Origin of the sequence: Sulfuricurvum sp. (assembly GCF_022759005.1) — a bacterium.
In the GTDB taxonomy this organism is placed as follows: domain Bacteria; phylum Campylobacterota; class Campylobacteria; order Campylobacterales; family Sulfurimonadaceae; genus Sulfuricurvum.
This window is the reverse complement of the sequence record NZ_JAEMQA010000017.1, coordinates 1-11,117: the sequence shown is the minus strand read 5'-3', so window position 1 is coordinate 11,117 and position 11,117 is coordinate 1. Positions and strand designations below refer to the sequence as shown.

Sequence of the window (11,117 nt, the reverse complement as noted above, 5' to 3'; positions counted from 1 at the left end):
TTTTATCGGATCGGTGCTTATTGAGTTTTGAGGTGGGTTTTTAGAGGTGCCCATAATATAAAAATTTTAGATTATCAGGTTTATTTTATTATGAAAAATTGTACTACTTACAAGCGGCTCGTCGCTAAGACCGTTGTCATTTCTCTCCTGACCAGTTTAGCTGTTGCATTTTTATACGGAATCTACATCAAAAAGCGTGCGGTTGACGATCTTGCCCGTGTCGATGCGCGCAAAACGAGCCGTTTAGCGTTTGAAGCCCTTTATTCCGCGATGGAAAAAGGGTGGAGTAAAAAAGAACTCGACTCGATTATCGTTCGCCTCAATGAAGTCGAACCGCAAATGAAAATCAATGCGTATCGCAGTCCCATTGTCGCTGAACTTTTCGGTGATCACGGCAATGATAAACAGATGCGTGAAAACGACCCGATGGTTGCCAAAGCGATGCGGGGTGAAGATATACTGACGGGGGATGATGAAATCCGCTACCTCTATCCGATCGTTGTCAAAAAAGAGTGCGTAGCGTGCCATACGAATGCTAAAATCGGAGACATTAACGGCGTTATCGACGTCCGTTTCCCAGTTGCCAACCTCAAAATTTCACTCACGACAATGATCAATTCATTCATCGTCTTTTTTATTGCGTTTACGATTATCATTTTTGCGGTTCTGTATTACAAACTCAATGAACTACTCGTTCAGCCGATCAAACAATTTATCATGATGATCCAAGACATTATCACCAATAACGATATGGCCAAACGGATCAGTCTCAAAACGAAAATCATGGAAGTGAAAAATATTGAAAACTATTTCAATAAAATGCTCGATTCGATCCAAGATTATTACGAAAAGCTCCAAGAGCTTTCCGATCGCGATTACCTCACGGGGTTGTACAACCGTCGTAAATTTGAAGAGTTTTTGACGTATGAGGTAAAACGCTCCGTCCGTCATCGCCATAAATTTACGATTTTGATGATCGATTTGGATAACTTCAAATACATCAACGATACCTACGGACATGCATCGGGGGATTTGGTTCTCAAAGAAGTAACCAAGATTTTTTCTTCGAATCTAAGAAATGTCGATATTTTGGCCCGTATCGGCGGAGATGAATTTGCCGTAATCCTCCCTGAAACACCGTATGAAAACGGTCATGCGGTGGTCGAAAAACTGCGTGCCTCTTTGGAAGCGACCCCGATCTCTTTGATGTACGATCAGGTTTCATTGACGGCGAGTTTCGGTATTGCGGAATATCCGGAGCAAGGGGAGAATATCGAAAGCCTTTTGGCCGGATCGGATTTGGCGATGTACAAAGCGAAACGGGCGGGGAAAAACACGATTGCCCGTGCCGATCAAAGTGATCAGGAGATCGCAAGTGAGATCCAGAAAAAAGGGGAATTCCTCCGACGTGCGATCGATGAAGATCGGGTTGAGCCGTTTGTTCAGCCGATCTACAATGTCAAAAGCGGTGAAATATACGGCTATGAAGTATTGGCACGTATCCGTGACGGACAACGCTACATGGCGGCAGGGCAGTTTATCGAAGTGGCTGAGAGCCTCGGATTTGCCTCTAAAATCGATCAGATTATTTTGACAAAAGGGTTGAGCGCACGAGAAGAGCGGGGAATGTGGAATAAACGGTTCTTCTTTAACCTCTCTACTAAGAGCCTTTTCAGCGGAGAATACGTCGATGTTATTAAAGAACATTATGCCAAAAATCCGAATGGAGAAGAAAATGGGGTCACCATTGAAATTTTGGAGCGTGAAGCGATCCATAATGTGAACGGATTGATGGATATTATTGAGGAGATGAGACAGGTCGGCATCTCGTTTGCGCTGGATGATTTCGGATCCGGTTTCTCATCGTTTGTCTATCTAAAATATTTTGATACCGATTTCCTCAAAATTGACGGGGAATTTGTCAAAAATATTGCGGTCAATGAAAAAGACCGTATTTTCGTCAAACACATCAACCAAATTGCTCAAGAGTTCGAGAAGAAAACGATTGCAGAATATGTTGAAGATGCCGAAACGCTCGACATCCTAAAAGAGATCGGGGTTGATTACGCGCAGGGGTTCCATTACGGTCGCCCCCACCAGCTCTAATTAGCTCAAAAGCGCTTTGGCGCACTCATTGATCCGTTTGCCGTCAGCCGTCGCACCGAGTGTTTTGGAAGCGGCTCCCATAACACGGCCGATATCTTTCATCGTCTCGGCTCCGGTTTCGGCGATGATTGCCGCAACGGCTGCTTTTAACTCGTCGTCGCTCAGCTGTTTTGGCAAATAGGTCTCGAAAATTGCCGCTTCCGCTGCTTCTTGCTCGTATAGATCCTCACGCCCCGCTTCACGGTATTGTGCCATAGCGTCTTGGCGCTGTTTGACTTGCTTTTGGATGATTTTGATGATGTCATCATCGCTGAGTTCTTTACGCTCATCTACTTCGATTTGTTTCATCGCACTGCTGAGTAAACGCAATGCATCGCGTAGAGGGACGTTTTTCTCTTTCATGGCGGTTTTGATGTCGTTATTGATTTGTTCTTTTAAACTCATGCCGATTCCTTGGAACTATTTTTGCTTATTATAGCCAAATATGACTCGGATGGGATAATGCGCATACCACTTTATTTATCGATACTTTCGGCAACTGTATTGTTCAACGGATGCAATGCGCGTTTGACTGAGCCTGAAATTACGTTCGCACCGCCAAAATACGTTGAAGAGATGCCCTCACGCGAAGAGGAGAACACCTTTGTCGCACGGGGAAGTTTGTTCGGTCAAGGGGATAGCCCGCTTTTTTCCGATCACAAAGCGATGCATGTCAACGATGTCGTAACGGTTGTGATTTCAGAGACGGCGAGCAGCTCAAATGTGGGTAAAAAAGCCCTATCCGAAGCTGATACGCTTGGATTGAACGGCGGTATATTCAGCACTGCCGGACAAAATTCGGCGGTTAGTTCCGAGGTCGGAAAATTGAACGGATTGGCAAATATCGGCTTTACCGGTGGCTCCACATCATCGTATAAGGGTTCAGGCAGTGCGACCAAAAACGCCTCTTTTACAACAACAGTATCGGCACGCATCGTCAAAGTGATGGCAAACGGCAACTATTTCATCACCGGTCGCCGCGAGATTATGGTGGACGATCAAAAACAGATCATGCAGCTTAGTGGCGTCATCCGCCCGTATGACATTGATCAAAACAATCAGATCAACTCCGCCAAAATTTCTGATGCGAAAATCCTTTATGCGAATGAAGGGGATGTGGACCGTGCAACTCAGCGCGGATGGGGAAGCAAACTCGTAGAAGCGGTTTGGCCGTTTTAAGGACCAAATTTCTTATCGGATCATCTGCATCGGGTCGATGTGGGCATTTCTCTGTGTTACCTGAAACATTAATTCTCTTCCGACGCGTCCGATAATAGAGCCTTGTTTAACCCGTTTTCCCACTTCTACCGTCGGTGCGATTTTGTCTAAATGGGCATAAATCGTATGCAATCCGTTGTCGTGTTCGATAATGACGACGTTTTCCAACATCGCCGTCGGTTTTGCCAAAATGATTTTTCCATTGAGGACGGTTTTGACTTTCGCATCCTCTTGGGTCGGACGCAATGATACGGAATCGTTAAATATTTTGATGCCGTAGATCGGATCGGTATACGGTCCGAAACGTTTGGTAACCACATAGCCATCCAGCGGTGCGATCGTACGTTCACCCGAATATGCCGCAACACTTGAGGGACTATACTGTGCGACGGCTTGTTGGACATCTTCGGGAACCGGTTTGGACCCCGGCTTTGGTGCAACCAACGACGGAGGGGCTTTTTTTGGCTTGAGAGACTCTTGCTTGATAATGTTGAGGCTGGCAAGGGTATTTTGGAGTGTACGTTGTTGATTGAGAATCTTGTCCAACGATTTCTTATACTCGTTTTTCTCTTGTTCGAGTTGAGAAATCGCTTTTTCATTTGCTTTTTTGGTCTCTAATACTTTGTTTTTTTGTTGATCAATAACCGAGATCGATTGTTTCAAAACGGTCGTTTGAGACGAAAGACCCGAAATTTTTTCGGCGTTGGAGACGAAAATGGCATTGAGATCTTTGATCTCCTGCTGGATTTGTTTGAGATGGAGTTTAAGTGCCTCTTCGGTGATGATCGCATCGGCCTCTTTTGCTCGATCGTCGTTGATCAGGAGTGAGATAGAGGTGTTGCGTGCGATTGCGAACACGAGACGCTGTTCGATGTCATTTTGGGTTTTGGTGAGGATCGCTTGTTGTGCTTCCAGCCCTTTGAGCGTCATTTTATTCGACTGATAGATATTCTCTTTGGATTTGAGCTCTTCAACGAGGGCATTGATTTTCTCTTGCTGTACATCTACGATTTGGCGCTGCTGGATGATCTTCGAGGCGGTCGCTTCAAGTTTTGCATTTAGCGTCGAGTAGGTTTGCTTGGTTTGGTTCAGCTGTTTGGAGGTGTTTTGAATCTTTTCATCGATTTTTGCCGCCGGCAGAGAGACCCAGAGTAATGAGATCAAGAGGAGGGAAAGGGGGATTCTCATTTATTCCTCTTCATCGTTTCCGATAACAATCGTCAAAGTCAAAATAATCGATACGCTCAGGGCGATAATCAATGATCGGATACCGTCATGGAGAAAATCGAACAGATCGATCGTGATACCGACGGTTCGCAGAAGCATATCCATCCATCCGTTCTCTTCGAAGATGAAAAAAGCGATACAGACGAGAATCGTCGCGATAATCGCATCCACGATCGCAAGTCGGAACAAGACGGCGGATCGGAGCCATACTGGAGCACCGAAGAGTGCCATGATCGACATCCGCTCAGCGTGCTGAAACTGCCACAAACGCATCTCTTTGAGGATCAGTAACGAGGTGACCGCCGCAATCGCGATCGAGAAAATCTGAACGACGTCTTTGAACAAGAGCATCAGTTTATAGACGGTGTCATGCGTTTGCGCATACCCCTCTACCCGTTGGATGGAGCTATTTTTTTCGAGCCGTTTTTGGAGTTTCGCGATCTCTTCGGGTGTCGGAAATCGGCTGAGATAGATGCGATAAAATTTCGGCAGGGTGAGTTTGAGCAGCTCCAAGTTTTTCGGTGCCATCTCCCCTTTGAGGCGTTGTAACACCTGATCGGTTGCGATCGGTTCGCTACGGTCGATGATCGAATCCATCGCTTTGAATTCATCGACTGTGAGTGCTTTGTTGGCAACGACGATGATCGAATAGTCGTTTTTGAGCCGTGTCTCATAGGCATCGATGGTGCGATCGACCGCAACGTAGATTTGAACGGCGAACAATACGGTGAAGAGGGCGACGATAAGCGAGATATGATTTTTAAGCGATTTCATGAATATTTCCCATCTCGATGTGAAAATGTTTGTACGGAACACTGATAGAGGAAGGGACGCGATGCGTTACGACCACGATCGTGGTTTTGAGCTGTGTGTTCGCCCCTTCCAACAAATTCCAAATCACTTCGGACGAATACTCGTCCAAATTTCCCGTCGGTTCATCCGCCAAAATCAAAATCGGATTGTGCGCCAAAGCCCGCGCCATGGCGACACGCTGCTGCTCTCCTCCGGAGAGTTCAGGGGGGTATTTACCCGCTTGGTGAGTGAGTTTGACATGGCTGAGAAGCTTTTGAATCTGCGGATCGCTCACCTCTTTGGTGTAACCTGAGATGATTAGGGGGAGCATAACGTTTTTCTCAATCGTCCACTCTTTGATCAGTTTATAATCTTGGAAGACAATCCCTATGTGACGGCGTAAAAAGTTGAGCTTCGAGGTACTGATTTTATTCATCTTGACCCCGCCGACGACCAGTTGTCCTCCTCGCGGCTCGATAGCTCCATAGAGCGATTTGAGCAGTGTCGATTTACCGCTTCCGCTGGCACCGGTAATGAATACAAAGCTTCCCGCATCAATCGAGAATGACGCTTTACTGATGATGGTTTCAAACTCTTTGTACGAGAGGGAGAGATTTTCGGCAATAATAACTTTATCCATGTAACAACTCGTCTAATAAGATATGGGCTTTGAGGTTTGCGGAAGAGCGGACCGGCAAAGCAGGGTAGTAGCTCGGTTTTCCGTCTTGGATGAGGACATAGGTACTCTCTGGGCGGTCAAAACTTCCCATCGCCAGACGGATCATCCGATCGTTCGCATTGAGATCGTAGATCCGTTCGACATGGATAAATCCCCATTCGCGTTTGTAGGTCTCTTTTGAGAGAGCATCGACTTTATCGGGGGCGATGGATGAAGTGCTAAACGCAAACGTAGTGCTTTCATCGGGTTCGGGTGATTCTATTTCACACGTAAAGGTAACATCGTAGATGTTTTTCTCCATCTTTTTCCAGCGATCTTCATACTTGCTGACAATTGCGATCTCTTGGTTTTTGCGGACATCAAAGCGGCTTTGGCGCGGTGCGCTGAAGGTTTCCAGTGCAAAGCGATAGTACTCTTCGCTGTCAGTTCGAAGTTCCAATGTGCCTCCGATTTTTAATACCCGCTCCGATTCTTTGAGGAACGCTTCAGAGATGACGCGTCGGTGGGGTTTTTTATCCCACGGCACCGGAAAATGGACGTAGATTTTACCGACGATGTTGGAAGGGACGAACTCCAAAAACAGCCGCGCATCGTAATCGAGGATCATGATGTTCTTCAGATTTTGGATTACGATCTGTTTGAGCGCCTGCTCGATCGAGGGTTTATGAATCTCCAGTCCGATAAAGAGAACGTCAGGATTGGCGGCGGCTTGATGGAGCAAATGGCGCGCCGAACCGAATCCGATTTCGATGCGTACTTCCCGTTCGCGTGGGAAATTATCGGCAAAATAGGAGATGGTTTTTAGCGCATCGTGAGTTTTGAGATGGGTATTTTCGGGTGCGTTATCGACATTCGAATCGATGATTTTGGAACCTGAACACTCCGCGTAGGCAAGCATCGCATGCTTGAGGATAAAGTTTGGCGAAGGGCGAGTTACTTTATCGCTCTTGAGAAGTTTTTTGGCTCCGTTTTTGCAGACCAGAAAAAAATCTCTCCCTTTGTAGCGGGTGGCGATGAGAGAACCCTCATCAGGATTTTTATAGTCGGCCTGAAATAAAAACTCTACTTCCCCCTGACGTGTCGGGAAAGAGAGCGGATTAAACGATTCGAGATGTAAATGCGGCATTCGTTATTTAGCCTCGTAGCTGAGTTCGATAGCCTGCGTCGGGAGTGAACGGATGCCGTTTTTATCCACGCTTACAATCTCATAGAGGTATGTGGTATCGGCTTTGACATCGGTATCGCGGAAATTGGTATCTGTGATGTTGTTAATGTCGATTGTCTCGCGGCTGATCCAGCTGGTTTTGGTCGTTTTGATGACGGTATAGCTGACGGTGCGCGGATCGGTATTTTTCCACTGCAATTCGGCGACTTTGTTCACGATTTTCCCCTCATATGCAATCGGTGTTTGCGGTTTTGAGAGGGTAGAACCCTGTGTCGCAACCGAAGATTGGAGGCTTTCTAGGCCGTCTTTGTCCACCGCTGTGATTTTGTAGAAGTAGAATTTTCCGTCTTCGGTGATGTTGTCGGTAAACGTCGTCGTTTCAAGCTTCGCATGATAGTCGAACGATCCGTTCGGCGTCGATGAACGGTAAATGTTGTAGTGACTCAAATCGCTGATGGTACTCGGATCCCATTTGAGGGTGATTGCACGCGGCAAATCGTTGGTCGATGTGATGTTACGGATCTCCGGTGGAAGCGGTTTTGTGATCACTTTGCTCACTTCGCTCGCTTCGGTGGTGAGTTTATCAAACGTTGTCGCTTTGATGCGGTAGTGGTAGACTTGGGCGTCTTTGAGATCACGATCGATGTATTCGGCATTGAGGCGTCCGGTGATGGTGGCGATGACATTCCATTTTTGATCGGTTGCGTCTTGGCGTTCGATGATATAGCCGTTGATTTTTCCGTTCGGATGCGGACGCCAAAGAAGTTTGGCACTGCGCGGCATATTGCCGACTGCTTGGAAAAAGCTCACCGGTGCGATCATCGGCTGGGTTGCGACGAGCATCGTTTCGCTCGCTACCGATTCGGTTCCGTTGGCGGTAATCGCTGAAAAGCGGTATTGGTATTCGCTGCCGGGCTTGAGGTCGGTATCGACGAAATGGGTTGCAAAACGGCTATCAATCGTCGCAATGCGCTGCAACTTCTGATCTTCGGCACCCGGAGTGTTGCGGTAGACGTAGTAGCCGCTTACCCGTGGATCTTCGAGAGGTTTCCACTCAAACGCGATGGAGGTGATGTCGGCGATAAAACCGTTTAACGACGGAGTTGGAAGGGTCGAATCAATCGTGACCGTTTTTTGGGGTGCAGGCTGAGGAGCACACCCGCTAAAGAGACTCAGAGCTAAAGAGATGCTCAATGCGTACCGGATCGATGAGTGCATGCAATTCCTTTGGATCAAAATGTTTTTGTAAATAATCTTCCACCACATTCCCCAGTGGAGCGGTAAAATTTACCCTCTTTTGGGTGGTTGGATGGGTGAAATAAAGGTTGTAGGCATGAAGCATTATCCGTTCCATTTTATCGCTTTTTGCCGACGTTCCGTAGAGGTGGTCGCCCATGATATGGCGGCTGATCGACTCTAAATGGACCCGTATCTGATGGGTTCGCCCCGTGAAAAGTTTGCAGGCGATCAGCTCTTCGGTCTCATCGTGGCTACTTAGGAGTTTCGCAAACGCCGTTTTGGCATTTTTGCCGTTTTCGTTGATCGACATTTTGAGTCGATTATGGGCGCTGCGTCCGATCGGGCGGTCGATCATTGTGATGTTCTCTTTGAGTGGCGGGGTGATCACCGCGAGATAGTAGCGTCCCATACTTTTGTCTTGGAGCTGAAGCGAGAGCGCTTCGTGGGCTTCGTTGTTCTTGGCGATGACCATCGCGCCGCTTGTCCCTCTGTCGAGTCGGTGGACGATTCCGTGGCGCTCTTCGCCGCTGAGTGTCGAGAGCGCAATCCCCTTGTGTTTGAGCCAGTCTACGAGGGTTGGCTCTTTGACGCTCGGTGCGGGGTGGACGGTGAGGGAACTGGGTTTGTTGATGACGAGGATGTCTTCGTCTTCAAACAAAATTTCGACCTCGAAATCGATTTCCTGCGCAGGGGTCGATTTTTGTTCGGGGAAGCGGATTGCGACTTTTTGATCGGGTTTGAGTTTCAATCCCGATTTTGCGGTCGCTTTGCCATCTACCGTGACGCAGTTTTGCTCGATGAGCTGGGCGATTTGGTTGCGTGTCTGAGCGAGCTGCTGAGTTAAAAAAACATCCAGACGGATCGCTTCTTCGGTCGTGAAAATTGTCTCTTCTTGTGTCAAAACAGGGTCCCTTTTGGATACGTAAAATAAAGTTATAAGCCCGCTATGCTACAATTAGCAAAAAAAATGAAGGATCGTAGTGCTTAATATTGATCGTCGAATTTTAGCACACTTTGATTTCATCACCATCATTTTATTGATTCCGCTCATTTTCACTTCAGGTTGGCTCATTTATGAGATCCATCCGACCCTCGGGCAAAAGCAGATGTTTTACACGTTTGTGGGTGCCGGCGTTTTTATCGCCCTTTTTCTCCTCCCGATTCGCCGAATGCTTTGGATGATCCCGATTGCCTATTGGACGAGTATTTTGCTGTTGATCGCGGTCGAATTCGTCGGACACAGTCGTTTGGGAGCGAAACGGTGGATCGAGATTCCGCTTATCCATTTTACCCTCCAACCCTCGGAGCTGCTCAAACCCGCCTTTGTCCTGATGCTCGCCTATCTCATCAGCCGTACGCCGCCGCCGCGTGACGGGTATCGCCTCAAAGAGTTTTTGAAACTCTCTTTTTACATTGTGATGCCGTTTTTGCTGATTGCCAAAGAGCCCGATTTGGGGACGGCGACGGTACTTGTAATGCTCGGATATGGGATTTTGTTCATCGTCGGCGTACACTGGAAAATTTGGATCGGATTGATCGTCGGATTTATCATTTCGTTGCCGCTCATCTATTCACAGATGCACGATTACCAAAAACAGCGCCTACACGATTTCGTCGGGGAAAAGCCGAGTTACCACGTCGAACAGTCGATTATCGCCGTCGGTTCGGGGGGGTTTTTCGGTAAGAACAAAGAGGATGCAACCCAGACACAGATGAAATTTCTCCCGATCGCATCGAGTGACTTTATTTTCGCCTATGTGGTCGAGCGGTTTGGATTTTTCGGAGCGTTCTTGTTGATCCTTTTGTATGCCGCGCTCATCACCCATTTGCTCCTGATCGCCTTTTGGACGGAGGATTATTATATCAAGGTCGTGGCGGGGGGACTGTCGCTGCTCTTTTTCATCTATATGTCGGTCAATATTGCGATGACGATAGGATTCGCCCCCGTCGTAGGGGTTCCTCTGCCGATGTTTAGCTATGGGGGGAGCAGTTTTATCAACTTCATCGTTATCTTGGCGATTTTGGAAAATCTGCTGGCGTATCGCTTCCGCTATTTGTACGGGGATACGGGTAAAAAAAGCTTTCTCTAATAATAGAGCGTTTATAATTGCGCTCTTTCTAAAACGGGTCAATAGTTCAGTGGTTAGAGCCCCCCGCTCATAACGGGGTTGACTTGAAAGAAGAATTTGCCGATAGACAAGGCGTAAAACAGTCTAAAGATATTATCTTTTCTAATACACGGGTCAATAGTTCAATGGTTAGAGCCCACCGCTCATAACGGTGTTGTTGCAGGTTCAAGTCCTGCTTGACCCACCACTTTTATCAATCAAATCAAACTTTTAATTTATCTCTCAAAAATTGATCTAAAATACTTTAAGTTTTAGATGGGTGACGGCTTAGGTGACGGGTTATGATCGCTTTTTAGCTTTTTGAATTTTATTTCTCTCCAAAAAATCTACAATGTCCAATACTTTATAGACAATCGAAGGTCCGAATTTTGTGTAAGGTAGTTTCCCTTCACTACGATAATTGGCAAGTGTTCCTTTGGAAAATCCAAATTTCACCATGACTTCATTGTCTGTTATGTAATCTTCAAGCATATTTTTCTCCTATATCTTGGTTATCTGATGTATTGGATACAGTTGTATCATT

At 46.8% G+C, this 11,117-nt stretch carries 11 protein-coding genes and 1 tRNA gene; 4 read left to right on the top strand and 8 right to left on the bottom strand.

Features of this window, described 5'->3' with window-relative positions; translation table 11 throughout:
- Positions 1-90 precede the first annotated feature (90 nt).
- Positions 91-2,106, top strand: a complete 2,016-nt coding sequence (locus tag JHC35_RS00970; RefSeq protein WP_295041509.1) for a diguanylate cyclase — start codon at positions 91-93, stop codon at positions 2,104-2,106.
- On the opposite strand, the gene JHC35_RS00965 is transcribed toward JHC35_RS00970, so the two are convergent.
- Positions 2,107-2,550 carry a GatB/YqeY domain-containing protein gene (locus tag JHC35_RS00965; RefSeq protein ID WP_295041508.1) on the bottom strand — a complete coding sequence of 148 codons (444 nt, stop codon included), beginning with the start codon at positions 2,548-2,550 and terminating at the stop codon, positions 2,107-2,109. It lies immediately after the preceding gene.
- A gap of 57 nt (positions 2,551-2,607) precedes the next feature.
- On the opposite strand from JHC35_RS00965, the gene flgH reads away from it, so the two are divergent.
- Entirely contained in the window at positions 2,608-3,324 is a 717-nt protein-coding gene (flgH, locus tag JHC35_RS00960; RefSeq protein WP_295041507.1) for a flagellar basal body L-ring protein FlgH, read from the top strand.
- A 12-nt stretch (positions 3,325-3,336) separates the two neighbouring features.
- Here the strand turns inward: flgH and JHC35_RS00955 are convergent, their stop codons facing one another.
- Genes JHC35_RS00955 through JHC35_RS00930 form a run of 6 tightly spaced genes read right to left on the bottom strand, consistent with a single transcriptional unit; the run spans position 3,337 to position 9,366 of the window.
- Positions 3,337-4,551 (bottom strand): peptidoglycan DD-metalloendopeptidase family protein, encoded by a 1,215-nt coding sequence (locus JHC35_RS00955; protein WP_295041506.1) that lies wholly within the window; start codon positions 4,549-4,551, stop codon positions 3,337-3,339.
- The gene (locus JHC35_RS00950; RefSeq protein ID WP_295041505.1) at positions 4,552-5,364 is read right to left on the bottom strand and encodes a cell division protein FtsX; all 813 of its coding nucleotides are present in this window, start codon (positions 5,362-5,364) and stop codon (positions 4,552-4,554) included.
- Positions 5,351-6,022 carry an ABC transporter ATP-binding protein gene (locus tag JHC35_RS00945; protein WP_295041504.1) on the bottom strand — a complete coding sequence of 224 codons (672 nt, stop codon included), beginning with the start codon at positions 6,020-6,022 and terminating at the stop codon, positions 5,351-5,353. The genes JHC35_RS00950 and JHC35_RS00945 overlap by 14 nt, the downstream gene beginning before the upstream one ends.
- Positions 6,015-7,187 carry a tRNA (guanosine(46)-N7)-methyltransferase TrmB gene (gene trmB, locus JHC35_RS00940; protein WP_295041503.1) on the bottom strand — a complete coding sequence of 391 codons (1,173 nt, stop codon included), beginning with the start codon at positions 7,185-7,187 and terminating at the stop codon, positions 6,015-6,017. Before trmB ends, JHC35_RS00945 begins: the two co-directional genes overlap by 8 nt.
- A 3-nt stretch (positions 7,188-7,190) precedes the next feature.
- On the bottom strand, positions 7,191-8,444 hold the full coding sequence (locus JHC35_RS00935) for a fibronectin type III domain-containing protein (protein WP_295041502.1): 1,254 nt from the start codon (positions 8,442-8,444) through the stop codon (positions 7,191-7,193).
- Positions 8,389-9,366, bottom strand: coding sequence for an RluA family pseudouridine synthase (locus JHC35_RS00930; protein ID WP_295041501.1), 978 nt, complete (start codon positions 9,364-9,366; stop codon positions 8,389-8,391). The genes JHC35_RS00935 and JHC35_RS00930 overlap by 56 nt, the downstream gene beginning before the upstream one ends.
- A 79-nt stretch (positions 9,367-9,445) precedes the next feature.
- Here JHC35_RS00930 and JHC35_RS00925 point away from each other — a divergent pair, with 79 nt between their 5' ends.
- Positions 9,446-10,555: an FtsW/RodA/SpoVE family cell cycle protein gene (locus JHC35_RS00925; RefSeq protein ID WP_295041500.1), complete on the top strand. Its 1,110-nt coding sequence runs from the start codon at positions 9,446-9,448 to the stop codon at positions 10,553-10,555.
- A gap of 150 nt (positions 10,556-10,705) precedes the next feature.
- Positions 10,706-10,781, top strand: a tRNA-Ile gene (locus tag JHC35_RS00920).
- Between the two features lie 92 nt (positions 10,782-10,873).
- Here the strand turns inward: JHC35_RS00920 and JHC35_RS00915 are convergent.
- A complete protein-coding gene (locus JHC35_RS00915; protein ID WP_295041499.1) occupies positions 10,874-11,065 on the bottom strand; it encodes a helix-turn-helix domain-containing protein in 192 nt (63 codons plus the stop codon).
- Positions 11,066-11,117 lie beyond the last annotated feature (52 nt).